The organism is Mammaliicoccus lentus, from assembly GCF_947036595.1.
Taxonomy (GTDB): Bacteria; Bacillota; Bacilli; order Staphylococcales; family Staphylococcaceae; genus Mammaliicoccus; species Mammaliicoccus lentus.
Window position 1 is genome coordinate 1,000,586 of the sequence record NZ_OX344834.1, and the last position, 26,400, is coordinate 1,026,985.

Genomic DNA, 26,400 nt, shown 5'->3' on the forward strand with positions numbered 1-26,400 from the left:
TTGTAGCTTTGCCAGTCAAACTTATAAATCGAAATCTTCCTCAGCAATTTCTATATCACTATCTTCAGGGTGGAATTTAAAGTAACTTGATGAAAGTCTATCTAAATGTAAAATACTAGATTTGTAATCCAACATTGCTGAAATGACTTGCATTATGTTTTCTATATCATAATCATCTTGATCAGGGTTACTTGTGATTTCTTTAATGAAAATATCCATTAGCTCTTCTTTATATGGTTCTACTAGATGATCAGGCACATTATCGAGTTCGTGTTTTGCTTTTTGTGAGATACGAACGAGTATTTGTTCATGTAATGCCATCAATTCATCTAATTCAAATTTCATTTGTACTTTAAAGTCATCATCTAAATTATGAATATCATTTTCATACCGATTCATTTTTCTCAATACTTCATAGGCTCGCCTAGTTGCCATGATAGCTTCTTTAAATAGCACCTTTTTGCGCATTTGAGCAAATGCTTTTTTCTTAGAATAAGCTCTCTCTTCTTTATAGAAAAGATAAAACTGTTCTAACTTTACAATACGAGTTCTAATATTTTCTAAATCTTGTTTAACGTAATGAAATTCTGTTGTACCATTTAATACTAATCTGAACCATTTAAATATATCTGTAGAGATATTTAAAGAGTTATAATACATTTTAGTTTCAAATTTTGGTGGTAGAAAAGCAAAATTCACTATGAATGCACTTGATACACCTATCATAACGAGAGCAAATCTGTAGAATGCAGAAATATAGAAGTCGCCTTCATGATGCCCAAGTATGATTAAAGCTGTAACAACGGCTAAATTAGAAACGTGTTGTAAATTAAATTTATAAAGTATTGAAATAATAATAACCGCAGTAAGACCAATAAAGACTACATTGTTACCAAAAATAGAGAATATGGTAATGGCAGTAACCGCACCAATGATATTACCTTGAAATTGTTCTACTACTGTTTTAAATGATCGATAAACACTTGGTTGCATAGCTACCATTGCTGTAACCCCAGCTATGGAAGTAAGCATGACTGAACCTGGTAGTAAATTTGCTAGAAATATAGCAAGGACAATTGCGATACCTGTCTTAAATATTCTTGCCCCAAATTTCATAGAACCATTCCTTTTTGTTGTTGAAGAAAGCTTGTAACTTTATTCACAAGTCTATTATATATATATAGGTTATACATTGTTTTTAAACAATTTTCAAGTTTATAGTTGAGATAAAGCGATATCTGCTGCTTTTATAGTTTCTTTTATATCCTCTTCAGTATGTTCAGTTGTTAAGAACCATGCTTCATATTTAGATGGAGCCAAATTGATGCCTTGATTTAGCATAGATTTAAAGAATTTAGCAAACTTCTCACCATCTGTGTTTTCAGCTTGAATGTAATTTTCAACTTTTTCATCAGTGAAATAGATAGTCAAAGCACCTTTAATACGATTAATTGTAGCTTTAACATTATGTTTTTCAATTAATTCTAGAAGACCTTCTTCTAATTGTTTACCTAGTTTATCTAAATAATCATATACATCAGGCTGTTCAAGAACTTCTAATAATGCAATTCCTGCTCTCATTGATAATGGATTACCAGCCATTGTACCAGCTTGATAAGCTGGACCTAAAGGTGCAACATGTTCCATGATTTCTTGTCGACCGCCATAAGCGCCGATTGGTAGTCCACCACCAATTACTTTACCAAAAGCAGTTAAATCAGGGTATACGCCCAGTAAGTCTTGAGCTGCACCATAATGGAAACGAAATGCTGTAATCACTTCATCGTAAATAACTAAGCCACCATGTTCGTGAGTAATATCATTTACAGCTTCTAAAAAACCTTCTTTAGGTTCAACCATACCAAAGTTACCTACAATAGGTTCAACTAGAACACCAGCAACTTGGTCGCCCCAATGTTCCATTGCTTCTTTAAATGATTCAATGTCATTGAAAGGAACTGTTATTACTTCTTGAGCTACACTTTTTGGTACTCCTGCGGAATCAGGCGTTCCTAATTGAGCTGGACCACTACCCGCTGCAACTAGTACTAAATCTGAATGACCGTGATAACAACCAGCAAATTTTATAATTTTATCTCTTTTTGTATATGCACGCGCAACTCTTATTGTAGTCATTACAGCTTCTGTACCTGAGTTGACGAATCTAATTTTTTCTAATGAAGGGATAGCTTCACGTAGCTTTTTAGCAAATGTAATTTCATATTCAGTTGGTGTACCTAGTAGTACGCCATCTTCTGCTGCTCCTTTAATAGCTTCAGTAATATGAGGATGAGCATGGCCTGTTATAATAGGGCCATAAGCTTGTAAATAATCTATGAATTTATTTCCATCTACATCATATAAATAAGCGCCTTTCCCTTTTTTCATAACTACAGGTGCTCCACCACCGACCGCTTTATATGAACGAGAAGGGGAGTTAACGCCACCTAAAATATATTCATCAGAAAGTGTCTGTAAATATTCACTATTTTTAAAATCCATTTTATCAACCTCTTTTGTTTTAATTATTTTCATATATATCGTATCATAAAATTAAGTATCTATCGTTGATAAGGAGTGTATATGATGACAAAAATTGGTGACAAATTTCCAGATTTTAATTTAAATAATCAAAATGGTGAAACAATATCTAGTGAAGACTTAAAAGGCAGTAAATCTATTGTGTATTTTTACCCAAGAGATAATACACCTACATGTACTACAGAAGCATGTGACTTTAGAGATAATTTAGAAGATTTTAATGAATTGAATACTAAAGTATATGGTATAAGTGGGGACAGTGAGAAGAAACATTCTAATTTCTCAAACAAACATAGCCTAAATTTTGATTTGTTAGTAGATGAAGATTATCAATTATCTGAAAAGGTTGGTGTATATCAACTGAAAAAATCTTTTGGTAAAGAATCAATGGGGATAGTTCGAACTACATTTGTTCTTGATGAAGATAATAAAGTAATACATGTTATTGAAAAAGTTAAAGTTAAAACACAAATAGAAGACTTAAAAAACTTTTTGAAGGAATGATATAAATGAAGGTAGTTGCTTTGATGAAATTGAAGGATCAAGAAGAAAGATTAGTAAATGCATTTCCTAAAGTTGAATTTACTTTCTATAAGCATCCAGAATTAGCTGATAATGATGTATTAAAAGAAGCGGATGTATTGGTAGCTTATCATAGCGAAGTAGATGAAACCTTTTTAGATAAATGCAAGAACTTAAAATTGATAGCGTGGTTTGCTACTGGTGTAAATAATTTACCACTCGATTATATCGACAAAAGAGGAATTAAATTAACAAATGCTAGAGGCGTACACGCAATTCAAATTGCAGAGTTTATTTTTGGTTACATATTTAATGATATAAAACTATTTAAAGAAACATATGAAGCGCAAAAGAACCATGAATTTAAACATAAGTTAAATCCCGGTTCTATCTATAATAAGACAATCCTATTTTTAGGGACTGGCAAAATTCCTGAAAGAACTGCACGTATTGCGAAAGCATTTAATATGAATGTGATTGGTATAAATACAACAGGTCACAAAGTAGATGAATTTGATGAAGTATATTCTATAGAAGAAAGAGGTAAAGTTTATCATAAAGCAGACTTTATTGTGAATGTATTACCTGAAACAGATAACACGGTACATTTATTAGATGAACAAGACTTCAAATCTATGAATGATGATGTACACTTTATTAATGTAGGAAGAGGAACTGTAGTCTCTGAAGATGTGTTAGTAAAAGCATTAGAAAATAAAGAAATACGACATGCTTCTATAGATGTTTTTGAAATTGAACCACTGCCGGAGGATTCAAAGCTATATGATATGGAAAATGTTACGATAACCCCACACATCACGGGTAATGACAATCGTAATATGGAGAGATGTGCAGATATATTAATAGAAAATCTCAATAAAATGATAGAAAATGATAATAGCGAGTTAAATAATGAAGTGAATATTCAGTCAGGATATTGATTAATTGTTTGACAAAGCACTGTTATAGGGGCTATATTATAAATAATAATCATTATAAATTAGAAGGTGGGTGAAAGGATGCAGCATAGTACAGAAGATGTTGAACATTTATTAGAAGATGCGATTGGAACATTGAGAAGTACAGGCGTAAGAATAACACCACAACGTCAATCTATTCTTCAATATTTAATAGAAGCAGATAGTCATCCTACAGCTGATGAAATTTATCAGTCACTTTCACCACAATTTCCAAATATGAGTGTTGCTACAGTTTATAATAACTTGAAAGTTTTTAAAGAAACTGGACTTGTTAAAGAATTAACATATGGTGATGCATCAAGTCGTTTTGATTTTGAAACACACAACCATTATCATATCATTTGTGATCAATGTGGAAAGATTACTGATTTCCATTATCCGAGATTAGATGAAGTTGAACAACTAGCTCAACATGTAACAAGTTTTTCTGTTACACACCACAGAATGGAAATATATGGTGTTTGTCCGGAATGTCAAAGTAAAAATAAAAACAAATAAAAAAGCTAAAGACTTTAGGTCTTTAGCTTTTTTATTTATGTTCTTCAGTATTATTATCCTGTTCGGCTTCTTCTAACTTCTTAGATTTACGTTTGTTGTTGTAATCTTGATTAAAAGTTTTTCCTTCTAAGTTCTTATCTAGAGTTAAAGGTTGATTACAATTTGCACAGATATCTGCTCGACCCAACATCTTAGTATATTGATCACAGTTTGGACATTTAACTTGTATTGTTCTCGAACTAAGCATCCCAATCCAGAAATAAACAATAAATGATAATCCTAATGCCAGCATACCAAGTACTAAGAAAATACTAAAAACAATTTGACTCTTGAAATAGTAAAAGAAGAATACACCTATATACATTATTATCATTCCTAAGAAGATTAATCCTAATGCAAAAGATCTTATTCTATTTATTTTACTAGTAGGTTTTTTACGAAATAGCTTCAATTCTATTCCCTCCACACTATTTAATACTGATAAAGTATAGCATATTTTCTATTATGATATATAGTGGCTTTTAAAGTGAAATAATATACATATTTGTTTGAATAAATCGTTGACGTTCTCTATATAACTTGATATTATAAAAAAGTCGTCGAAACACATAGACGAATACAACTTATAGAATTTGTTAAAAAGGTTAATAAAGTGTAAATTTGATGCTTGAATTTAACGAAATAACAATGTAATATAAATTATGCGAGTGAGTTACATCGCAATTAACAACTTGAAAAGATTGTTTCTAGCGAAAAAAACAAATTAAAACTTTTTAAAAATAAAGCTTGCATCGAAATAAAATAACTGGTATAATTGATTCTTGTAGCGGTTAAAAATGAACATTGAAAACTGAATGACAATATGTCAACGTTAATTCCAATAATTGAGTACTGAAAGTACTTCAAAGAGTGATTGGCTTAACCAATCAACAAGAGCTAATCAAGCTTACTTCTTTTATGGAGAGTTTGATCCTGGCTCAGGATGAACGCTGGCGGCGTGCCTAATACATGCAAGTCGAGCGAACATCAGAGAAGCTTGCTTCTCTGATGTTAGCGGCGGACGGGTGAGTAACACGTGGGTAACCTACCTATAAGACTGGGATAACTCCGGGAAACCGGGGCTAATACCGGATAATATATTGAACCGCATGGTTCAATGTTGAAAGACGGTTTCGGCTGTCACTTATAGATGGACCCGCGCCGTATTAGCTAGTTGGTAAGGTAACGGCTTACCAAGGCAACGATACGTAGCCGACCTGAGAGGGTGATCGGCCACACTGGAACTGAGACACGGTCCAGACTCCTACGGGAGGCAGCAGTAGGGAATCTTCCGCAATGGGCGAAAGCCTGACGGAGCAACGCCGCGTGAGTGATGAAGGTCTTAGGATCGTAAAACTCTGTTGTTAGGGAAGAACAAATTTGTTAGTAACTGAACAAGTCTTGACGGTACCTAACCAGAAAGCCACGGCTAACTACGTGCCAGCAGCCGCGGTAATACGTAGGTGGCAAGCGTTATCCGGAATTATTGGGCGTAAAGCGCGCGTAGGCGGTTTCTTAAGTCTGATGTGAAAGCCCACGGCTCAACCGTGGAGGGTCATTGGAAACTGGGGAACTTGAGTGCAGAAGAGGAGAGTGGAATTCCATGTGTAGCGGTGAAATGCGCAGAGATATGGAGGAACACCAGTGGCGAAGGCGGCTCTCTGGTCTGTAACTGACGCTGATGTGCGAAAGCGTGGGGATCAAACAGGATTAGATACCCTGGTAGTCCACGCCGTAAACGATGAGTGCTAAGTGTTAGGGGGTTTCCGCCCCTTAGTGCTGCAGCTAACGCATTAAGCACTCCGCCTGGGGAGTACGACCGCAAGGTTGAAACTCAAAGGAATTGACGGGGACCCGCACAAGCGGTGGAGCATGTGGTTTAATTCGAAGCAACGCGAAGAACCTTACCAAATCTTGACATCCTTTGACCGCTCTAGAGATAGAGTTTTCCCCTTCGGGGGACAAAGTGACAGGTGGTGCATGGTTGTCGTCAGCTCGTGTCGTGAGATGTTGGGTTAAGTCCCGCAACGAGCGCAACCCTTAAGCTTAGTTGCCATCATTAAGTTGGGCACTCTAGGTTGACTGCCGGTGACAAACCGGAGGAAGGTGGGGATGACGTCAAATCATCATGCCCCTTATGATTTGGGCTACACACGTGCTACAATGGATAATACAAAGGGCAGCGAACCCGCGAGGTCAAGCAAATCCCATAAAATTATTCTCAGTTCGGATTGTAGTCTGCAACTCGACTACATGAAGCTGGAATCGCTAGTAATCGTAGATCAGCATGCTACGGTGAATACGTTCCCGGGTCTTGTACACACCGCCCGTCACACCACGAGAGTTTGTAACACCCGAAGCCGGTGGAGTAACCTTTTATTAGGAGCTAGCCGTCGAAGGTGGGACAGATGATTGGGGTGAAGTCGTAACAAGGTAGCCGTATCGGAAGGTGCGGCTGGATCACCTCCTTTCTAAGGATATTACGGAATGACCGTAAGGTCATGGAATAACGGAGACATATTGTATTCAGTTTTGAATGTTTATTTGACATTCAAATTAAGAATGGGCCTATAGCTCAGCTGGTTAGAGCGCACGCCTGATAAGCGTGAGGTCGATGGTTCGAGTCCATTTAGGCCCACCATTAAATTAAATTACCCATTACGGGGGCTTAGCTCAGATGGGAGAGCGCCTGCTTTGCACGCAGGAGGTCAGCGGTTCGATCCCGCTAGTCTCCACCATTATTATTTTGCACATTGAAAACTAGATAAGTAAGCAAATAGATTTTACCAAGCAAAAAACCGAGTGAATTTTTAACGAAATTCAACAAGCTTAATAATCGCGCGTCGTCTTTTTAGACGACATCACAGATTAATAACTGGTAAAGGTTAGTTAAACATGGTTGTATCTTCGATACATAGTGCTTAACTAAGGATTTACATGATTAAGTTATTAAGGGCGCACGGTGGATGCCTTGGCACTAGAAGCCGAAGAAGGACGTTACTAACGACGATATGCTTTGGGGAGCTGTAAGTACGCTTTGATCCAGAGATTTCCGAATGGGGAAACCCAGCATGAGTTATGTCATGTTATCCACATATGAATACATAGTATGTGAGAAGGCACACCCGGAGAACTGAAACATCTTAGTACCCGGAGGAAGAGAAAGAAAACTCGATTCCCTGAGTAGCGGCGAGCGAAACGGGAATAGCCCAAACCAATAGGCTTGCCTATTGGGGTTGTAGGACACTCAATACGGAGTTACAAAGGAAATAATTAGACGAATGGTTTTGGAAAAGCCAACCATAGAAGGTAAAGGTCCTGTAGTCGAAAGTTATTTCTCTCCTGAGTGGATCCTGAGTACGGCGGAACACGTGTAATTCCGTCGGAATCTGGGAGGACCATCTCCCAAGGCTAAATACTCTCTAGTGACCGATAGTGAACCAGTACCGTGAGGGAAAGGTGAAAAGCACCCCGGAAGGGGAGTGAAATAGAACCTGAAACCGTGTGCTTACAAATAGTCAGAGCCCGTTAATGGGTGATGGCGTGCCTTTTGTAGAATGAACCGGCGAGTTACGATTTGATGCAAGGTTAAGCAGTAAATGTGGAGCCGTAGCGAAAGCGAGTCTGAATAGGGCGAATGAGTATCTGGTCGTAGACCCGAAACCAAGTGATCTACCCATGTCCAGGTTGAAGTTCAGGTAACACTGAATGGAGGACCGAACCGACTTACGTTGAAAAGTGAGCGGATGAGGTGTGGGTAGCGGAGAAATTCCAATCGAACTTGGAGATAGCTGGTTCTCTCCGAAATAGCTTTAGGGCTAGCCTCAAGTGATGATTATTGGAGGTAGAGCACTGTTTGGACGAGGGGCCCCTCTAGGGTTACCGAATTCAGACAAACTCCGAATGCCAAATAATTTAACTTGGGAGTCAGACTATGGGTGATAAGGTCCATAGTCGAAAGGGAAACAGCCCAGACCACCAGCTAAGGTCCCAAAATATATGTTAAGTGGAAAAGGATGTGGCGTTGCCCAGACAACTAGGATGTTGGCTTAGAAGCAGCCATCATTTAAAGAGTGCGTAATAGCTCACTAGTCGAGTGACACTGCGCCGAAAATGTACCGGGGCTAAACATATTACCGAAGCTGTGGATTATCCGTAAGGATAATGGTAGGAGAGCGTTCTAAACGTGTTGAAGCATGATCGCAAGGACATGTGGAATGTTTAGAAGTGAGAATGCCGGTGTGAGTAGCGAAAGATGGGTGAGAATCCCATCCACCGATTGACTAAGGTTTCCAGAGGAAGGCTCGTCCGCTCTGGGTTAGTCGGGACCTAAGCCGAGGCCGATAGGCGTAGGCGATGGATAACAGGTAGATATTCCTGTACCACCTATGATTGTTTGAACGATGGGGGGACGCAGTAGGATAGGCGAAGCGTGCTGTTGGAGTGCACGTCCAAGCAACAAGACTGAGTGTTAGGCAAATCCGGCACTCGTAAGGTTGAGTTGTGATGGGGAGTTGGATCATGAATCCGACGAGTCGTTGATTTCACACTGCCAAGAAAAGCCTCTAGTTAGAAAATAGGTGCCCGTACCGCAAACCGACACAGGTAGTCAAGATGAGAATTCTAAGGTGAGCGAGCGAACTCTCGTTAAGGAACTCGGCAAAATGACCCCGTAACTTCGGGAGAAGGGGTGCTTTTTAAGGTGCAAGCCTTGAAGAGCCGCAGTGAATAGGCCCAAGCGACTGTTTATCAAAAACACAGGTCTCTGCTAAACCGTAAGGTGATGTATAGGGGCTGACGCCTGCCCGGTGCTGGAAGGTTAAGAGGAGTGGTTAGCTTCTGCGAAGCTACGAATCGAAGCCCCAGTAAACGGCGGCCGTAACTATAACGGTCCTAAGGTAGCGAAATTCCTTGTCGGGTAAGTTCCGACCCGCACGAAAGGCGTAACGATTTGGGCACTGTCTCAACGAGAGACTCGGTGAAATCATAGTACCTGTGAAGATGCAGGTTACCCGCGACAGGACGGAAAGACCCCGTGGAGCTTTACTGTAGCCTGATATTGAAATTCGGCACAGCTTGTACAGGATAGGTAGGAGCCTTAGAAGCGTGAGCGCTAGCTTACGTGGAGGCGCTGGTGGGATACTACCCTGGCTGTGTTGACTTTCTAACCCGCACCATTTGATCATGGTGGGAGACAGTGTCAGGCGGGCAGTTTGACTGGGGCGGTCGCCTCCTAAAGAGTAACGGAGGCGCTCAAAGGTTCCCTCAGAATGGTTGGAAATCATTCGCAGAGTGTAAAGGCACAAGGGAGCTTGACTGCGAGACTTACAAGTCGAGCAGGGTCGAAAGACGGACTTAGTGATCCGGTGGTTCCGCATGGAAGGGCCATCGCTCAACGGATAAAAGCTACCCCGGGGATAACAGGCTTATCTCCCCCAAGAGTTCACATCGACGGGGAGGTTTGGCACCTCGATGTCGGCTCATCGCATCCTGGGGCTGTAGTCGGTCCCAAGGGTTGGGCTGTTCGCCCATTAAAGCGGTACGCGAGCTGGGTTCAGAACGTCGTGAGACAGTTCGGTCCCTATCCGTCGTGGGCGTAGGAAATTTGAGAGGAGCTGTCCTTAGTACGAGAGGACCGGGATGGACATACCTCTGGTGTACCAGTTGTCGTGCCAACGGCATAGCTGGGTAGCTATGTATGGACGGGATAAGTGCTGAAAGCATCTAAGCATGAAGCCCCCCTCAAGATGAGATTTCCCAACTTCGGTTATAAGATCCCTCAAAGATGATGAGGTTAATAGGTTCGGGGTGTAAGCGCAGTAATGTGTGTAGCTGACGAATACTAATCGATCGAAGACTTAATCAAATTTTTAAAATCGGTTTTTGAGCCGTAAAATCTGCTTACTATCTAGTTTTGAATGTGCAATACATTCTTAATAAGTTTTTACTATTTGTCTGGTGACGATAGCAAAGAGGTCACACCTGTTCCCATGCCGAACACAGAAGTTAAGCTCTTTAGCGCCGATGGTAGTTGGACTTACGTTCCGCGAGAGTAGGACGTTGCCGGGCAAATATAAAAATTACATATATTAAATGGAGAATTAGCTCAGCTGGGAGAGCATCTGCCTTACAAGCAGAGGGTCGGCGGTTCGAACCCGTCATTCTCCACCATTTAGCCGGCCTAGCTCAATTGGTAGAGCAACTGACTTGTAATCAGTAGGTTGGGGGTTCAAGTCCTCTGGCCGGCACCATGTTTTAGAGCCATTAGCTCAGTTGGTAGAGCATCTGACTTTTAATCAGAGGGTCAGAGGTTCGAATCCTCTATGGCTCACCATTAGCGGGTGTGGCGGAATTGGCAGACGCACTAGACTTAGGATCTAGCGCCTTACGGCGTGGGGGTTCGACTCCCTTCACCCGCATTATTTAAAGAAATTAAGCATTTAATTTTGCAGAAGTAGTTCAGCGGTAGAATACAACCTTGCCAAGGTTGGGGTCGCGGGTTCGAATCCCGTCTTCTGCTCCATTATTTGCCGGGGTGGCGGAACTGGCAGACGCACAGGACTTAAAATCCTGCGATAAGTGATTATCGTACCGGTTCGATTCCGGTCCTCGGCACCATTTTAATATGCGCCCGTAGCTCAATTGGATAGAGCGTTTGACTACGGATCAAGAGGCTAGGGGTTCGACTCCTCTCGGGCGCGTAATGACCAGTTAAGGTTACGGGAAGTAGCTCAGCTTGGTAGAGCACTTGGTTTGGGACCAAGGGGTCGCAGGTTCGAATCCTGTCTTCCCGACTCTTTAAAAGTTATATATTAAATGGGGGCTTAGCTCAGATGGGAGAGCGCCTGCTTTGCACGCAGGAGGTCAGCGGTTCGATCCCGCTAGTCTCCACCATTTAAAATTAATACATTACCATTATGGCGGCGTAGCTCAGCTGGCTAGAGCGTACGGTTCATACCCGTGAGGTCGGGGGTTCGATCCCCTCTGCCGCCATTAAAATTAAATATGTCATACATATTTTGATTTTGGACCTTTAGCTCAGTTGGTCAGAGCAAACGGCTCATAACCGTTGGGTCGCAGGTTCGAGTCCTGCAAGGTCCATACTTATATAGTGGAGGAATACCCAAGTTCGGCTGAAGGGATCGGTCTTGAAAACCGACAGGGGCTTAACGGCTCGCGGGGGTTCGAATCCCTCTTCCTCCGCCATTATATTTGTACACTAATTATTTATTATTAAAGCGGGATGGAGCAGTTCGGTAGCTCGTCGGGCTCATAACCCGAAGGTCGGTGGTTCAAATCCGCCTCCCGCAATTATTATTTTTAGGTCCCGTGGTGTAGCGGTTAACATGCCTGCCTGTCACGCAGGAGATCGCGGGTTCGATTCCCGTCGGGACCGCCATTTTTAAAATTTAATGTATGGCTCAGTAGCTCAGTCGGTAGAGCAAAGGACTGAAAATCCTTGTGTCGGCGGTTCGATTCCGTCCTGAGCCATCTTTTAAAGTTTAAGCCGGCCTAGCTCAACTGGTAGAGCAACTGACTTGTAATCAGTAGGTTGGGGGTTCAAGTCCTCTGGCCGGCACCATCTATCGGAGGGATAGCGAAGTGGCTAAACGCGGCGGACTGTAAATCCGCTCCTTCGGGTTCGGCAGTTCGAATCTGCCTCCCTCCACCATTATTATTTATAGGGGTATAGTTCAACGGTAGAATAGAGGTCTCCAAAACCTTTGGTGTGGGTTCGATTCCTACTACCCCTGCCATGGCGGTTGTGGCGAAGTGGTTAACGCATCGGATTGTGGTTCCGACATTCGTGGGTTCGATTCCCATCAGCCGCCCTTATTTTTATTAATGGGCTATAGCCAAGCGGTAAGGCAACGGACTTTGACTCCGTCACTCGCTGGTTCGAATCCAGCTAGCCCAGTTGTTTGGCGGCATAGCCAAGTGGTAAGGCCGAGGTCTGCAAAACCTCTATTCACCGGTTCAAATCCGGTTGCCGCCTCCATTAATAAATATTGCGGGAGTATTTCAACTCTTAGAATACATTCCTTCCTGGAATGAGATATAGGTGCAAATCCTATCTTCCGCTCCAATTCCATTTTTCCTAAATGATTAATTATTAAAATGCGGGAGTATTTCAACTTTTAGAATACATTCCTTCCCGGAATGAGATATAGGTGCAAATCCTATCTTCCGCTCCATTATTTCTTCCATAGGGAAGATTTTTTTATAGGATAAAGTTATGCCGGCGTGGTGGAATTGGCAGACACGCGGGACTCAAAATCCCGTGTCCATTGCGGACGTGTCGGTTCGAGCCCGACCGCCGGTACTATATTGAAAGCCATAAACTTAGGTTTATGGCTTTTTTATTTTATATAATATTAAGAAGTTTAGGATAAATGTGAAAATACGATTGTTTAAAAAGATAAAGTCCTATATCATTAATACATATTTACATCTGGAGGAATACTATGGATAAACATTTCACTGCAAAAGAATTTTTTTCTAATATTTTAAATGGTATTGGTGTTGGTATCGTTATTGCTTTAATACCAAATGCTATTCTTGGCGTACTTTTTACATACTTAGCACAGTTTCATCCTATATTAGAAATGTTTAACCAAGCTTTACTGTTAATGCAGTTTGGTATGAGCTTTATAATAGGAGTGATTGTAGCAAATCTATTTAAATTCCAAGCTACTGATGCTGTTATGATTGGAGCTGCAGGATTGATTGGATCAGGTGCTGTTAAAATAGAGAATGGTACATATACATTTGCAAGTATTGGGGATGTAGTAAATTTAATAGTTGTATTGGTAATAAGTTGTTTCTTAATGATTAAATTAAAAGGAAAATTTGGTTCATTAGATATGCTTATATTACCAATTTTAGTTTCTGTTGTGAGTGGATTTATTGGCATGTTAACTTTACCTTATGTAAGTACTGTAACTAAAGGTATTGGCAATTTAATTGGTCATTTTTCTACTTTAAATCCATTATTAATGTGTATCTTAATAGCAATTACATACTCTTTATTAATGGTAACACCTATTTCCTTAGTTGCTATTGCTACTGCTGTAGGATTAGAAGGTTTAAGCTCTGGCGCAGGTAATATGGGTATTGTAGCAGCTTGTATGACGTTCTTAATAGGATCATGGAAAGTTAATAATAGAGGCACAAATATTGTATTGATTGTTGGTGCAGCAAAACTAATGATACCAGTTTATTTCAAACATCCTATAATCGCAGTACCGTTACTGTTTAATGGATTAATTTGTGGACTATTGACTTACTTTGTTGGAATTAAAGGAACACCAATGTCTACAGGTTTTGGCTACACAGGTTTTGTCGGACCAGCTAATGCTATAAAATATATGGACGGACAGTTTATAGTTAACGTATTATTATTGTTATTAGCATACTTCATTATACCTTTAATAAGTGCATACATTATACACACACTATGTTTGAAAGTATTACCAAAATATCAAAAAGATATATTTGCTTTTAATAATAAAGCATAGAGAGAGGGCCAGAAACCTCATTTTGTTAAATAAGTTTTCGTAGTCCATTTTTGAGCTAAGGATTTATGTCCTTGGCTTTTATTTATGTAAAAAAGAATAAGCCCTAAAACTACATATTATATTCTGAATAGTAAGAATATATTGAAAAATAGATTGTTTGTTTCTTTGTTTTCTTGTACAATTAATGATTATTCACAATATTGCATATTGAAAGGAAGTAAATGATGAAAATAAAATTATTTGATATAAGAGAAGACGAGAAAAATTTTGCTTATAACTGGGGGAAAGTGAATAATCATGAAATAGTATGTGTTGAAGAACATTTAACTTTAGATAATGTATCTTCCTTAGAAGCATTTGATGCTATTAGTACTCAACAACTACATAAATATGATGATGATATATATGAGGCACTTAATAAGGTAGGAATTAAGCAAATAGCTGGCCGAACTGCAGGTTTTGATATGTTCAATAAAGAAGAAGCAGCTAAACATGATATTAAAATTACTAATATACCAGCATATAGTCCTAATGCCATAGCAGAGTTTGCGGTATGTAGAGCATTAGAATTAGTTCGTAACATTAATAAAATACATAAACGTGTTACTAATCAAGATTTTACATGGGATGAAAATGTTATTGCTAATGAATTAAGAAGTATGACTATACTTGTTATTGGAGTAGGTCGAATAGGAAAAGTTTCAGCTCAATTATTCAATGGATTTGGTGCAAAGGTTATAGGTTATGACCCTTATGACCAAAGTTGTGATAATGTTGAATTTTTTGATGACTTAAAAGAAGCTATATCTAAAGCGGACCTTATAACTCTGCATGTTCCTGCTAATGATGAAACAATGCATATGATCGATGAAGAAACGATAAGTTATATGAAAAATGGTGCATATTTAGTGAATACTTCAAGAGGTATTACAGTTGATACTAAAGCCTTATTGAAAGGATTAAATGAAGGAAAAATACATAGCGCTGCTTTAGATGTATATGAACATGAATTTGATTATTTTGCATATGATTATTCAAATAAATCTATTGAAGATGAAATATTAAAAGATTTATTATCGCGTGATGATGTGTTAATTTCACCCCATATAGCATTTTATACAAAAACAGCTGTTCAGAATATGGTTGAGATATCACTTGATAGCGCACTTGAAGTAATAAACACAGGGAAAAGCTTAAACGAAATATAATGATAAACAAGTATGAATGTTTGAACATTCATACTATTTTTTAAAAAACACTGTTGCATAAAATTACAATAATGCGTATAATAATGAATATTATTAATTCAGGAGGTTGGAACTGTGAAAAGAAATGTATTATTAAAAATTGTCTTCACCATCATTTGTTTATCACTTATGATTCCAAACATTAGTATAAGCCAAGCTAATGCAGCACAAACGGATCAATGGGATAAAGCAAAAGAACGTGGAGAATTAAGAGTAGGATTATCAGCTGATTATGCACCATATGAATTCGAACATACTAAGGATGGTAATCGAGAATATGCCGGGATTGATATCGAGCTCGCTAAAAAAATAGCAAAAGATAACGATATAGAATTAAAAATTGTGAATATGCAATTTGATAGTTTACTCGGCGCATTAAAAACTGGAAAAATCGATATGATTATTTCTGGTATGGCACCAACTCCTGAAAGAAAAAAAGAAGTAGATTTTTCGGATTATTATATGGAAGTCAAACAAAGGATGATTGTCCAGAAAAAAGATAAAGACAAATTAAAAACGGTCGATGATTTTAAAGGTAAAATGATTGGTGTTCAAAAGCAAACGACTCAAGAAGAACTTGCAAAAACTGAAATGCCTGAATCACAACTTAGCTCTCTTACTAGGGTACCCGAAGTTATCATGTCACTTAATTCTGGAAAAATAGACGGAATGATTATAGAAGGTCCAGTTGCAGACGCTTATCTAGAGAAAAATCCTAATTTAACTTATTCTGATGTTGAATTTTCTGATGCCGATAAAACAACCGCGATTGCTTTACCGAAAAACTCGCCAGAATTAATGGATAGAGTAAACAAAAGCGTAAAAGATGTGAGAGATAATAATTTGATAAAGGATTATCAAGACAAAGCAACAGAAGCTATGTTTGATGATGGTTCATTCTTTAGTAAGTATGGTTCTTATTTCTTACATGGTATCGGTATTACAATTCTACTATCTTTCTTAGGTGTAGTAGCAGGTGCAATTATTGGTTGCGTATTAGCACTAATGAAATTAGGTAATAGCAAAATACTTAAGTCTATCGCTTCAGTGTACATAGAATTTATTAGAGGTACACCTTTACTTGTACAAGTATTTCTAGTGTACTTCGGTACAACCGCAGTACTCGGACTCGATTTATCAGCACTTATTTGCGGTATTATCGCATTAATCATTAATTGTAGTGCTTATATTGCAGAGATAATTAGAGCAGGTATTAATGCTGTAGATAATGGACAAATGGAAGCAGCTAGATCATTAGGATTAAATAGAACTCAAGCGATGAAGCAAGTAATTATGCCACAAGCTATTAAAAATATTTTACCTGCTTTAGGTAATGAATTTGTAACTGTTATTAAAGAATCATCAATTGTATCTGTAATAGGTGTAAGCGAACTGATGTTTAATGCACAAGTAGTACAAGGTGCTTCGTTCGATCCATTTACACCGTTACTAGTCGCAGCGGTATTATACTTCATATTAACCTTTACATTATCAAGAGTAATGTATTTCGCTGAAAGGAGGTTCAGTGTAAGTGATTAAAGTTAACGATTTACACAAAACATTTGGAAAAAACGAAGTATTAAAAGGCATTAATTTAAATATTAAACAAGGTGAAGTTGTTGCTATTATTGGACCTTCAGGAAGCGGTAAAAGTACGCTTTTAAGATGTTTGAACTTATTAGAAGAACCAACCTCAGGACAGATATTATTTAAAAATAATGATTTAACGAATGCTAAAGGGACAAAGTTAGACCAATTAAGACAAAAAATGGGGATGGTTTTCCAAGGATTTAATTTATTCCCACATAAAAAAGTAATAGAAAACGTCACTTTAACACCATTAACATTAAAAAAAGGAAGCAAAAAAGAATTAGATGACCAAGCCATCCAATTATTAAATAAAGTTGGACTAGAAGATAAATATAATGTTTACCCGTCTAAACTATCAGGCGGACAAAAACAACGTGTTGCAATAGCACGTGCACTTGCAATGAATCCTCAAGTTATATTATTTGATGAACCAACTTCGGCATTAGACCCCGAAGTTGTAGGTGAAGTATTGAGTGTTATGAAAGATTTGGCTAAAGAAGGTATGACAATGGTAGTGGTGACGCACGAAATGGGATTTGCTAAAAATGTAAGTGATCACGTTATATTTATGGACGAAGGAATAGTACAAGAAGAAGGCACTCCCGAACAAATATTTGATAATCCTCAAAATGATAGAACAAAGCAATTTTTGTCAAAAGTTTTATAATACAAATATAAAAAAGAGGTGTCGTAATGATTGAAGTTGGAATTGTCGGCGGAAGTGGATACGGAGCAGTGGAATTAATTAGATTATTAAATCAACATAAAGAAGTTGAAATCAAATATATATTTTCACATTCTAAATCAGGAGAAGCGATTAAAAATACTTATCCTCATTTACAAAACAGTATTCAGGCAAAATTCTCAAGCTTAGATGTAAAAGAGGTACAATGTGATTTAATATTTTTTGCAACCCCCTCAAATGTTAGTAAACATTTTATCCCTGACTTAATCGAAAGAGACATTAAAGTAATTGATTTATCAGGTGATTTTAGATTAAAAGATCCAAATGTATATAAATCATTTTATGGAGAACAACCAGCCAAACAATCTGTATTGAATCAAGCATTTTACAGTTTACCCGAATGGTCAGAGGTAAATGAAAATAACCAAATTATCGCAAACCCCGGCTGTTTTCCTACATCTATTTTATTAGCATTACATCCGCTAATAACTGATGAGTTAATTAAACTTGATTCTATTATTATTGATGCAAAGACTGGTGTATCAGGAGCTGGACGAAGTTTAAGTCAAAATGTTCATTATGGTGAAATGAATGAAAATTTATCAGCATATAAATTAGGTGGACATAAACATATACCAGAGATAGAACAATATCTCACGAATCTTTCTAATACCGAAGTTAATGTAACTTTCACACCACACCTTGTGCCAATGACAAGAGGTATATTATCAACCATTTATATTGATTTAACAAAAGATTACACAGAAGAAAGTCTACATGCTTTATACAAAGATATGTATAAAGATAAGCCTTTTGTAAGGATTAGAGATTTAGGAGATTTTCCCAAAACTAAAGAAGTTCTTGGGAGTAACTATTGTGATATAGGAATTTATGTAGATGAAAAACGAAATAAAGCTATTATTGTTTCAGTAATTGATAACCTTGTAAAAGGTGCTAGTGGACAAGCAATTCAAAATTTAAATAAACTATATAACTTTGATGAGATGGAAGGTTTAGATTTATTACCAATATACCCATAGAGTGGAGGAATTTGATGATTGAAGAAACTAAGCAAGTTATAGACTCTGAAATAACGATTTTGCAAGACGGGGATGTCGCATCTCCTAATGGTTACACAGCAGGTGGAATACATGTTGGATTACGTCGAGCAAAGAAAGATTTTGGTTGGTTATATTCATCAAATCCTGCTCAATGCGCAGCAGTATATACTCAAAATGCGTTTAAAGCTGCACCTTTACAAGTTACACAAGCAAGTTTAAATGTTTCAAAACAATTATCAGCAGTGGTTATTAACTCAGCAATAGCTAACGCTTGTACTGGTGAACGTGGTTTAAGGGATGCAATACAAACAAAAAAATGGATTTCTGAAAAACTTCAACTTCCAGAACATGAAATAGCTGTCGCATCTACAGGTTTAATCGGAGAATTTTTACCTATGGATAAAATTAAATACGGCGTTGAACATATAGATATTGAAGGTGCAACTTGTTCTAAAGATTTTAATGAATCTATTTTAACAACTGATAAAGAAACGAAGCATATCGCTGTTCAAGTAACCATAGATGGTGAAGTTATAACTGTAGGTGGATCTAGTAAAGGTTCAGGGATGATAAATCCTAATATGGCGACAATGTTAGGGTTTATGACGACAGATGCTAACGTACAAGCTGAGGATTTAGAGGACATATTAAAGCCTACAGTAGATGATACCTTTAACATGATTACTGTAGATGGTGACACGAGTACAAACGATATGGTGTTACTTCTAGCTAATGGAATGGTAGGTAAACAACAGTTAACTAAAGAACATCCTGAATGGCATAAATTTGTTGAAGCGGTTCGCTATGTTTGTGAGCATCTTGCAAAAAGCATTGCCCAAGATGGTGAAGGTGCTACAAAACTAATAAAAGTTGAAGTTGAAGGTGCAATTTCAAAAGAAAAAAATAATGCTATAGCCAAAACAATCGTTGGCTCTAGTTTAGTTAAAACAGCTATTCATGGTGGCGACCCTAATTTCGGAAGATTTGTAACAGCAATTGGATATGCAGACAATACAATTTCTCCAAATAATGTGGACGTGTGGCTTTGTGATCATTTGATTGTGAAACAAGGTATGCCAGTTCCATTCGATGCATTAGACCTTAAAGCAAATATGGAACAGGACACTATTGTTATTAAAGCTAAAGTTGGTAACGGCTTATTTAAATCTACAGCACTTGGTTGTGATTTATCATACGAATATGTGCGTATTAATGCTTTATATAGCACCTAATAAGGAGTTTTTAAAATGAAGTATGCAGTAATTAAAATAGGCGGTAGCATATTAAGTGACCTTTGCGATACGATTATAGAAGATATACATGCTTTAAGAAAAGATAATTACACACCTATTATTGTTCATGGTGGAGGACCATTTATTAAAAAACAGCTCAATAGATTAGGGGTTGAAAGTAAGTTTTTAGATGGTTTACGTGTTACTGATGAACAAACTTTGCTTCAAACTGTAAATACATTGATAGGTGAAGTCAATCCAAAAATTGTACATCAAGTGAACCGTAAAGAAACATTAGCTATAGGATTAAACGGAATAGATCTTAACTTATTTGAGATTGAACCTATAAATGAAAAGTATGGATACGTTGCAGAATGTCTCTCAGTAAACAAACCAGTTTTAGCAGATATATGTAAGTTAGCTATACCTGTAATAGCACCGATTGGTATTAATCATGAAAATGGTCAAAAATATAATATTAATGCAGATAGTTTAGCATATAAAATAGCGAGCGAAATGAATGCAGATTTATTTTTAGTAAGTGATATTCCTGGTGTATTAATAGAGGATGAAGTTAAATCTGAATTAAGCATACAAGAAATTAATACTTATATTGAAACTACTGAAATATATGGAGGCATGATACCAAAGGTGAGTGGTGCTGTATCGGCTATTAAAGATGGATGTAGTAGTGTTAAAATTATTCCAGGCACAGTTAAACACGCTTTAATAAATAGTTCTAATTCAAATTCAATCGGTACTACAATTATTTCTTAAGTTATTTACTACAAAAAAATTAAAAATAAATGCTAAAATAAGTCCAAGACATAAATATTTGTCTCGGACTTATTTTTAATTTTGTTTCATTAAAAGATATGCAATTTTTAAGAATTAAATATGTTAAAATATATAGGCATGTTTGATAGTGAGGTGAGTAAATTTGAATTTAGATCAATTAAAACAAGAAGTGATAGATTATGCGCATTCAATAGGAATAGATAGCATTGGGTTTACAACTGCAGATCCTTTTGATGAGTTAAAAAAGAAACTAGCAGATTACCATAACAAAGGTTATGCTTCTGGGTTTGAAGAAAGTGATATAGCTTTAAGAACAGAACCAAAATTATCACTGCCTTCAGCACGCTCGATTATCGCTATCGCAGTAGGTTATCCTAACAAATTAAAAGGCGCTCCAAAAAGTGTGCGCGGTGATAGAAGAGGTATGTTTGCGAGAGCTTCTTGGGGACAAGACTATCATACAATTATGAGAAATCGATTAGATAAACTTGGAGAATTTTTAAAAGAAAAAGTACCAGATGTTGAAATCCAATCAATGGTAGATACAGGTGTATTATCTGACAGAGCTGTTGCTGAAAGAGCGGGACTTGGTTTTGCAGGTAAAAATGGTTTCATAATTAATGAGGATTTAGGGACTTGGACTTATTTAGGAGAAATGCTTGTGAGCATTCCGTTTAAGCCCGATGATCCAGTGATAGATAGTTGCGGAGATTGTAATATATGTGTAGACAGATGTCCTACAGGTGCACTAGTAGGTAATGGTCAATTAAACAGTCAAAAATGTATAAGCTTCTTAACACAGACTAAAGGATACTTAAAGGACGAGTATCGATATAAGATAGGAAATCGTCTTTATGGCTGCGATACATGCCAACAAGTGTGCCCAAGAAATAGAGGTATAAACACTCAACATGATGATATCGTGCTAGAACCTGAAATTTTGAAGCCGAGATTAGTACCGTTATTAAAGATGTCTAATAAAGAATTTAAAAATACTTATGGACATTTAGCTGGTGCATGGAGAGGTAAAAAGCCTATTCAAAGAAATGCGATTGTTGCATTGGCACATTTTAACGAAGAAAGTGCTATACCTGAATTGAAAGATGTTGCTTTAACAGACCCTAGACCAATGATTAGAGCTACTGCTTATTGGGCGATTGGCCAAATTCAAGGGGAAGAGGCAAGAACCTTTATCATGTCGCATTATGAACATGAAATTGAAGAAGTACAAGAAGAAATGATTAAAGGATTAGAAATGAGGAGACAATAAATTATGACGAACCACGTAGTTTTATATCAACCAGAAATACCAGCTAATACAGGAAACATTGCACGTAGTTGTGCTGCTACAGACACACATTTACATTTAATTAAACCATTAGGATTTAGCACTGACGATAAGATGTTGAGAAGAGCAGGATTAGATTATTGGAAATTCGTTAACATCACTTATTACGATAGCATTGAAGAGTTTTTTGAAAAAACAGAAGGTGGTCACTATTATTTATTAACTAAATTCGGTACACAGCCGCATACTGATTTTGATTACAGCAATACTGATGAAGATCATTACTTTGTGTTTGGTAGAGAAACAAGTGGTTTACCTGATTGGGTTAAAGAAAAATATAAAGAAACAGCTTTAAGAATACCTATGAATGATAATGTAAGAGCTTTAAATCTATCTAATACAGCAGCTATATTAATTTATGAAGCATTAAGACAACAAGATTATCCAAATTTAAAATAAAAAAACTGAGGCCGTAGGGGTCTCAGTTATTGATTATTTTGTTTTAAAGATTCAAGCTCTTTGTTTAAATCTTCTTCTTTAAGTCCATAGTCTTTAGAATCACGACCAGCTGTTAACATTGAAGTAAGAAACGCTACACCAACCATGCAGATTAGTAATGTATTCATTTAATTAGCCCCCCAGTAATGTTATGTTATCTTTATTATATACGAATTAGGTGAATATTTAAATATAATTTTTAAGGAGACTTTAAAATGGGACATTATATTTTAGATAATGCAGTAATTTATACTGAACAAGGAAAAATAGAAAATGGTTATATTGAAATACAGGATGGATATATACAAGATATACAAGAAGGTTCATATAGCGGCAATTTAGAAGTTGTTGATGTAAATGGTCAACATATTATTCCAGGCTTTATTGACATACATATACACGGGGGATATGGTCAGGATGCAATGGATGCAACACCGGAAACATTGAATATACTATCTGAAAATCTTTTATCAGAAGGAACAACAAGTTTCTTAGCGACTACAATGACACAATCATCAGAAGCAATTAATAAAGCGTTACAAAATGTAGCAGAGTATAAGCCTTTAGATGATAAACGCGCAGAAATATTAGGAGTACATTTAGAAGGTCCATTTATTTCTGAGCATAAAGTTGGTGCGCAAAATCCTAAATATGTAGCAAGACCTTCAGTTGCAAAGTTTGAAGCATTTCAATCAGTAGCTAAAGATAAAATGAAAATTATAACAATAGCTCCGGAAGTAGAAGGTGCTAAAGAAACAATACAGGCACTTAATGATAAAGTGATTTTTTCTGCTGGTCATACGATTACGGATTATGATGGTATAGAAGAAGCAGTTGATAATGGCTTACAGCATATTACTCATTTATATAATGCTCAAACTACATTTACTCACAGAGAGCCGGGCGTTTTTGGAGCTGCATTGACAGATGAAAGGTTAACGACAGAAGTTATTGTAGACGGTGTACATTCACATCCAGCGTCCGTTAAATTAGCTTATTTATCGAAAGGCAACAAAAATTTCTGCGTGATTACTGATGCAATGAGAGCAAAAGGTATGAAAGATGGAGAATATGATTTAGGTGGACAAAATGTTCACGTGAAAGATCATGAGGCGCGATTAGAAAATGGTTCATTAGCTGGAAGTATTTTACTCATGAATAAAGGATTGAAAAATTTGATGAACTACGCAAATATCCCGTTAGAAGAAGCTTGGAGAACAACTAGTTTAAATCAAGCTATACGATTAAACGTAGAAGATAGGCTAGGTTCAATCAAAAAAGGTAAACAAGCAGACCTTGTTATAGTTGATTCAGAAATAAATGTTTTAACTACGATTAAAAAAGGGTATATTATAGATAATGAACAATGATTATTGACATGATAATAGATAAGTTGAAATGAGGAGTGGAGAAAATGGCTTTAAATTTTAAAGTATTCGAAACAAAAAGTATAGCTGCACGTTATGCCGCTGATATTGTACGTAAACAATTTAATGGTGACAGTACATCGGTAGTAGGCGTACATCTAAATGACGAAAACACAACATTTTTTGATGAGTTATTCGATAATGTAAAAAAGAGTCCAGTTAATTTTAGTCAAATTCATGTTTTAGATTTTGACGGTAAAGAAGACTATTACACTGAATTAGGTGTTCCTAGTAAGCAAGTCATAAAAACTGATGTTGGTGGCGATGTTGAATCAGTGATTAAAGATAAAGTAAATACTGATAAGAAGAAAAATAAATTAATGTTAAATGTTTTAACATTAACTGACGATAGTAGAATCGGTTTAGATTATGATTCTTCGATACATCCTGCTCGCGAAGTCGTATTACTTGTTACGGGTAAAGAAAAAGCTAAAGCAGTAAAACAATTATATGAAGAACCTGCTAATGGTTCTGTTGATTCAGCAAAATTAAAACAACATAGAATGGTTACTGTTGTATTAGATAATGAAGCGGCGCAAGGTCTACCTGAAGATGTAAGATCTTACTTCTCAATTCAATTTTCGTAAGAAGGTGAACAATTTGGATAAACACATTGATCATAATGAAAATGAAGAAGAAAATGAAATGGTTCAAGATTTAGAAGACGTCAAAGAACTAGGTAAAGAGATGGAACAAATCTCTGAACAAAATGACGAAGAAAAAGAAGAAGAAAAAGAAGAAAAATAAATTAGTGTTGATATATCTTCAAATATTTTCAAAAAAGGATTTATGCATGAGAACTTAGTGCATAAATTCTTTTTTTATTTAAAAAATATCAAATATCAAAATCTTTATTTGTAAAAAATTGAATTATGCACTTTTACGATTGTATATTGTTTACAAATTTGAATTATCAGACTACTAACAGTTTTATTCATTATATTTATAGGCTATAATAAAGGTGAAGTTAAATTGATTTAAACATGTAATAAAGGGGAGTAATGTAAATGGATTACAGAATTGAACATGATACTTTTGGTGAAATAAAAGTACCGAGTGACAAGTTTTGGAAAGCGCAAACACAAAGAAGTAAACAAAATTTCCCAGTTGGTAAGGAACAAATGCCAATTGAAGTAATATACGGATTCGCTCATTTGAAAAGAGCGGCAGCTATTGCTAATCATGAACTAGGTAAGCTATCTGATGATAAGAAAGATGCTATCGTATATGCTACTGATGAAATTTTAAAAGGTAACTTAGATGAACATTTTCCATTAGTTGTATGGCAAACAGGTAGTGGTACACAAAGTAATATGAACGTTAACGAAGTTGTTAGTTACGTTGCAAACAACTATTTAGAAGAAAAAGGTTCAGAGGAAAGTGTACATCCAAATGATCACGTCAACATGTCTCAAAGTTCGAATGATACATATCCAACTGCGATGCATGTGGCATTATATCATGAAATAGAATCAAAATTATTACCTGCATTAAGTAAGTTAAGAGATACATTTAAAGAGAAAGAAACTTCTTTCAAAGACATTATTAAAATAGGTAGAACGCATCTTCAAGATGCGACACCATTAACTTTAGGACAAGAAGTAAGCGGTTGGAGATACATGTTGGATAAATGTGAATCTTTATTAAATGAATCTAAAGGTCAGCTACTTAACTTAGCAATAGGTGGTACAGCAGTAGGTACTGGTATAAATGCTCATCCTGAATTTGGAGATAAAGTTGCGAAACAAATTGCTGAACAATTAGGTTATCCATTTGTTTCTTCTGAAAATAAATTCCATGCTTTAACAGCTCATGATGAAGTTGTTTATGTACATGGTGCACTTAAAGCATTAGCTAGTGATTTAATGAAGATAGCGAATGATGTAAGATGGTTATCTTCAGGTCCTAGAGCAGGTCTAGCGGAAATTTCAATTCCTGAAAACGAACCTGGATCTTCAATTATGCCGGGTAAAGTAAACCCAACGCAATGTGAAATGTTAACAATGGTATCAGTTCAGGTAATGGGTAACGATACTACGGTTGGAATAGCAGCATCACAAGGTAATTTTGAATTAAACGTATTCAAACCTGTAATATTATACAATACATTACAATCAATTTATTTATTAGCAGATGGTATGGAAACATTCAATGATAACTGTGCAATAGGTATTGAGCCTATTGATGAAAATATTGATAAATATTTAAATCAATCATTAATGTTAGTTACTGCTTTAAATCCACATATTGGATATGAAAATGCAGCTTCAATAGCTAAAAATGCTCATAAAAATGGTTTAACATTGAAAGAATCTGCAGTACAGTCTGGTCTATTAACAGAAGAACAATTTGATGAATGGATCAAACCAGAAGACATGATAAGCTCTAAAGAATAATAGCAGCTATTAGAAATATAAAGAAGTCAAAAAGGTGCTATAGGCACCTTTTTGCATATCAAAAGATACACTCGGAGGTA

Annotated in this window: 20 protein-coding genes, 26 tRNA genes and 3 rRNA genes; 45 read left to right on the top strand and 4 right to left on the bottom strand. The window is 36.6% G+C overall.

The window, feature by feature from the left end; all coding sequences use genetic code 11:
- Positions 1-21: 21 nt before the first annotated feature.
- Positions 22-1,116, bottom strand: coding sequence for an FUSC family protein (locus ACNMOQ_RS04885; protein ID WP_017000494.1), 1,095 nt, complete (start codon positions 1,114-1,116; stop codon positions 22-24).
- A 99-nt stretch (positions 1,117-1,215) separates the two neighbouring features.
- Positions 1,216-2,502, bottom strand: coding sequence for a glutamate-1-semialdehyde 2,1-aminomutase (locus ACNMOQ_RS04890; protein ID WP_416350397.1), 1,287 nt, complete (start codon positions 2,500-2,502; stop codon positions 1,216-1,218).
- Between the two features lie 84 nt (positions 2,503-2,586).
- On the opposite strand from ACNMOQ_RS04890, the gene bcp reads away from it, so the two are divergent.
- The 3 genes from bcp (at position 2,587) to perR (ending at position 4,541) form a co-directional block, all read left to right on the top strand.
- Positions 2,587-3,045, top strand: a complete 459-nt coding sequence (bcp, locus tag ACNMOQ_RS04895) for a thioredoxin-dependent thiol peroxidase (RefSeq protein ID WP_416350302.1) — start codon at positions 2,587-2,589, stop codon at positions 3,043-3,045.
- A gap of 5 nt (positions 3,046-3,050) precedes the next feature.
- The gene (locus ACNMOQ_RS04900) at positions 3,051-4,004 is read left to right on the top strand and encodes a phosphoglycerate dehydrogenase (protein ID WP_017000497.1); all 954 of its coding nucleotides are present in this window, start codon (positions 3,051-3,053) and stop codon (positions 4,002-4,004) included.
- A gap of 78 nt (positions 4,005-4,082) precedes the next feature.
- Positions 4,083-4,541, top strand: a complete 459-nt coding sequence (gene perR, locus ACNMOQ_RS04905; protein WP_017000498.1) for a peroxide-responsive transcriptional repressor PerR — start codon at positions 4,083-4,085, stop codon at positions 4,539-4,541.
- Positions 4,542-4,572: 31 nt separating this feature from the next.
- Here perR and ACNMOQ_RS04910 read toward each other — a convergent pair whose 3' ends face one another.
- Positions 4,573-4,992 carry a YgzB family protein gene (locus ACNMOQ_RS04910; protein WP_017000499.1) on the bottom strand — a complete coding sequence of 140 codons (420 nt, stop codon included), beginning with the start codon at positions 4,990-4,992 and terminating at the stop codon, positions 4,573-4,575.
- Positions 4,993-5,495: 503 nt separating this feature from the next.
- On the opposite strand from ACNMOQ_RS04910, the gene ACNMOQ_RS04915 reads away from it, so the two are divergent.
- The 38 genes from ACNMOQ_RS04915 to trmL all read left to right on the top strand — a co-directional run bounded on the left by ACNMOQ_RS04915 (position 5,496) and on the right by trmL (position 22,458).
- Positions 5,496-7,051, top strand: a 16S ribosomal RNA gene (locus tag ACNMOQ_RS04915).
- Between the two features lie 93 nt (positions 7,052-7,144).
- A tRNA-Ile gene (locus tag ACNMOQ_RS04920) sits at positions 7,145-7,221 on the top strand.
- Positions 7,222-7,242: 21 nt separating this feature from the next.
- Positions 7,243-7,318, top strand: a tRNA-Ala gene (locus tag ACNMOQ_RS04925).
- 201 nt (positions 7,319-7,519) lie between these two features.
- A 23S ribosomal RNA gene (locus ACNMOQ_RS04930) occupies positions 7,520-10,446 on the top strand.
- Positions 10,447-10,534: 88 nt separating this feature from the next.
- Positions 10,535-10,649, top strand: a 5S ribosomal RNA gene (rrf, locus tag ACNMOQ_RS04935).
- The 16S, 23S and 5S rRNA genes sit together here with 26 tRNA genes alongside, the layout of an rRNA operon.
- Positions 10,650-10,675: 26 nt before the next feature.
- A tRNA-Val gene (locus ACNMOQ_RS04940) sits at positions 10,676-10,751 on the top strand.
- Positions 10,752-10,755: 4 nt separating this feature from the next.
- A tRNA-Thr gene (locus tag ACNMOQ_RS04945) sits at positions 10,756-10,831 on the top strand.
- Positions 10,832-10,838: 7 nt separating this feature from the next.
- Positions 10,839-10,914 (top strand) — tRNA-Lys (locus tag ACNMOQ_RS04950).
- A gap of 3 nt (positions 10,915-10,917) precedes the next feature.
- Positions 10,918-10,999, top strand: a tRNA-Leu gene (locus ACNMOQ_RS04955).
- Between the two features lie 29 nt (positions 11,000-11,028).
- A tRNA-Gly gene (locus ACNMOQ_RS04960) sits at positions 11,029-11,103 on the top strand.
- Between the two features lie 6 nt (positions 11,104-11,109).
- Positions 11,110-11,198, top strand: a tRNA-Leu gene (locus ACNMOQ_RS04965).
- 9 nt (positions 11,199-11,207) lie between these two features.
- A tRNA-Arg gene (locus ACNMOQ_RS04970) sits at positions 11,208-11,281 on the top strand.
- A 19-nt stretch (positions 11,282-11,300) separates the two neighbouring features.
- Positions 11,301-11,374, top strand: a tRNA-Pro gene (locus ACNMOQ_RS04975).
- A gap of 24 nt (positions 11,375-11,398) precedes the next feature.
- Positions 11,399-11,474, top strand: a tRNA-Ala gene (locus ACNMOQ_RS04980).
- 25 nt (positions 11,475-11,499) lie between these two features.
- Positions 11,500-11,573: transfer RNA gene (locus ACNMOQ_RS04985), tRNA-Met, on the top strand.
- 34 nt (positions 11,574-11,607) lie between these two features.
- Positions 11,608-11,681: transfer RNA gene (locus ACNMOQ_RS04990), tRNA-Ile, on the top strand.
- Positions 11,682-11,693: 12 nt separating this feature from the next.
- A tRNA-Ser gene (locus ACNMOQ_RS04995) sits at positions 11,694-11,786 on the top strand.
- A 31-nt stretch (positions 11,787-11,817) separates the two neighbouring features.
- Positions 11,818-11,891, top strand: a tRNA-Met gene (locus ACNMOQ_RS05000).
- Positions 11,892-11,903: 12 nt separating this feature from the next.
- Positions 11,904-11,979 (top strand) — tRNA-Asp (locus tag ACNMOQ_RS05005).
- Positions 11,980-11,998: 19 nt separating this feature from the next.
- A tRNA-Phe gene (locus tag ACNMOQ_RS05010) sits at positions 11,999-12,071 on the top strand.
- 15 nt (positions 12,072-12,086) lie between these two features.
- Positions 12,087-12,162: transfer RNA gene (locus ACNMOQ_RS05015), tRNA-Thr, on the top strand.
- Between the two features lie 6 nt (positions 12,163-12,168).
- A tRNA-Tyr gene (locus ACNMOQ_RS05020) sits at positions 12,169-12,252 on the top strand.
- An 11-nt stretch (positions 12,253-12,263) separates the two neighbouring features.
- A tRNA-Trp gene (locus ACNMOQ_RS05025) sits at positions 12,264-12,337 on the top strand.
- Positions 12,338-12,339: 2 nt separating this feature from the next.
- Positions 12,340-12,412, top strand: a tRNA-His gene (locus ACNMOQ_RS05030).
- A 14-nt stretch (positions 12,413-12,426) separates the two neighbouring features.
- A tRNA-Gln gene (locus tag ACNMOQ_RS05035) sits at positions 12,427-12,498 on the top strand.
- 6 nt (positions 12,499-12,504) lie between these two features.
- Positions 12,505-12,579, top strand: a tRNA-Cys gene (locus tag ACNMOQ_RS05040).
- A gap of 12 nt (positions 12,580-12,591) precedes the next feature.
- Positions 12,592-12,666, top strand: a tRNA-Gly gene (locus ACNMOQ_RS05045).
- A 34-nt stretch (positions 12,667-12,700) separates the two neighbouring features.
- A tRNA-Gly gene (locus ACNMOQ_RS05050) sits at positions 12,701-12,775 on the top strand.
- Between the two features lie 43 nt (positions 12,776-12,818).
- Positions 12,819-12,903 (top strand) — tRNA-Leu (locus ACNMOQ_RS05055).
- A gap of 142 nt (positions 12,904-13,045) precedes the next feature.
- Positions 13,046-14,098, top strand: a complete 1,053-nt coding sequence (locus ACNMOQ_RS05060) for a PTS sugar transporter subunit IIC (protein WP_416350303.1) — start codon at positions 13,046-13,048, stop codon at positions 14,096-14,098.
- A 224-nt stretch (positions 14,099-14,322) separates the two neighbouring features.
- On the top strand, positions 14,323-15,306 hold the full coding sequence (locus ACNMOQ_RS05065; RefSeq protein ID WP_135022191.1) for a D-2-hydroxyacid dehydrogenase: 984 nt from the start codon (positions 14,323-14,325) through the stop codon (positions 15,304-15,306).
- Positions 15,307-15,420: 114 nt separating this feature from the next.
- Complete coding sequence (locus tag ACNMOQ_RS05070) at positions 15,421-16,884, top strand: ABC transporter substrate-binding protein/permease (protein WP_416350304.1); 1,464 nt, start codon at positions 15,421-15,423, stop codon at positions 16,882-16,884.
- Positions 16,877-17,602, top strand: coding sequence for an amino acid ABC transporter ATP-binding protein (locus tag ACNMOQ_RS05075; RefSeq protein WP_016999953.1), 726 nt, complete (start codon positions 16,877-16,879; stop codon positions 17,600-17,602). Before ACNMOQ_RS05070 ends, ACNMOQ_RS05075 begins: the two co-directional genes overlap by 8 nt.
- 26 nt (positions 17,603-17,628) lie before the next feature.
- Positions 17,629-18,660: an N-acetyl-gamma-glutamyl-phosphate reductase gene (argC, locus tag ACNMOQ_RS05080; protein WP_416350305.1), complete on the top strand. Its 1,032-nt coding sequence runs from the start codon at positions 17,629-17,631 to the stop codon at positions 18,658-18,660.
- Between the two features lie 14 nt (positions 18,661-18,674).
- Complete coding sequence (gene argJ, locus ACNMOQ_RS05085) at positions 18,675-19,913, top strand: bifunctional glutamate N-acetyltransferase/amino-acid acetyltransferase ArgJ (RefSeq protein WP_416350306.1); 1,239 nt, start codon at positions 18,675-18,677, stop codon at positions 19,911-19,913.
- Between the two features lie 15 nt (positions 19,914-19,928).
- Positions 19,929-20,690, top strand: coding sequence for an acetylglutamate kinase (gene argB, locus ACNMOQ_RS05090; RefSeq protein ID WP_016999955.1), 762 nt, complete (start codon positions 19,929-19,931; stop codon positions 20,688-20,690).
- A gap of 163 nt (positions 20,691-20,853) precedes the next feature.
- On the top strand, positions 20,854-21,981 hold the full coding sequence (queG, locus tag ACNMOQ_RS05095; protein ID WP_016999956.1) for a tRNA epoxyqueuosine(34) reductase QueG: 1,128 nt from the start codon (positions 20,854-20,856) through the stop codon (positions 21,979-21,981).
- A gap of 3 nt (positions 21,982-21,984) precedes the next feature.
- Positions 21,985-22,458: a tRNA (uridine(34)/cytosine(34)/5-carboxymethylaminomethyluridine(34)-2'-O)-methyltransferase TrmL gene (trmL, locus tag ACNMOQ_RS05100; RefSeq protein ID WP_016999957.1), complete on the top strand. Its 474-nt coding sequence runs from the start codon at positions 21,985-21,987 to the stop codon at positions 22,456-22,458.
- A gap of 26 nt (positions 22,459-22,484) precedes the next feature.
- On the opposite strand, the gene ACNMOQ_RS05105 is transcribed toward trmL, so the two are convergent.
- A complete protein-coding gene (locus ACNMOQ_RS05105) occupies positions 22,485-22,625 on the bottom strand; it encodes a hypothetical protein (RefSeq protein ID WP_016999958.1) in 141 nt (46 codons plus the stop codon).
- 87 nt (positions 22,626-22,712) lie between these two features.
- Here ACNMOQ_RS05105 and nagA point away from each other — a divergent pair, with 87 nt between their 5' ends.
- The 4 genes from nagA (at position 22,713) to fumC (ending at position 26,320) form a co-directional block, all read left to right on the top strand.
- Entirely contained in the window at positions 22,713-23,867 is a 1,155-nt protein-coding gene (gene nagA, locus ACNMOQ_RS05110) for an N-acetylglucosamine-6-phosphate deacetylase (protein WP_416350307.1), read from the top strand.
- 44 nt (positions 23,868-23,911) lie between these two features.
- Positions 23,912-24,511 carry a 6-phosphogluconolactonase gene (locus ACNMOQ_RS05115; RefSeq protein ID WP_016999960.1) on the top strand — a complete coding sequence of 200 codons (600 nt, stop codon included), beginning with the start codon at positions 23,912-23,914 and terminating at the stop codon, positions 24,509-24,511.
- Between the two features lie 13 nt (positions 24,512-24,524).
- Complete coding sequence (locus ACNMOQ_RS05120; RefSeq protein ID WP_167751609.1) at positions 24,525-24,671, top strand: SAS053 family DNA gyrase inhibitor; 147 nt, start codon at positions 24,525-24,527, stop codon at positions 24,669-24,671.
- A gap of 260 nt (positions 24,672-24,931) precedes the next feature.
- Positions 24,932-26,320 carry a class II fumarate hydratase gene (gene fumC / locus ACNMOQ_RS05125; RefSeq protein ID WP_064205113.1) on the top strand — a complete coding sequence of 463 codons (1,389 nt, stop codon included), beginning with the start codon at positions 24,932-24,934 and terminating at the stop codon, positions 26,318-26,320.
- Positions 26,321-26,400 lie beyond the last annotated feature (80 nt).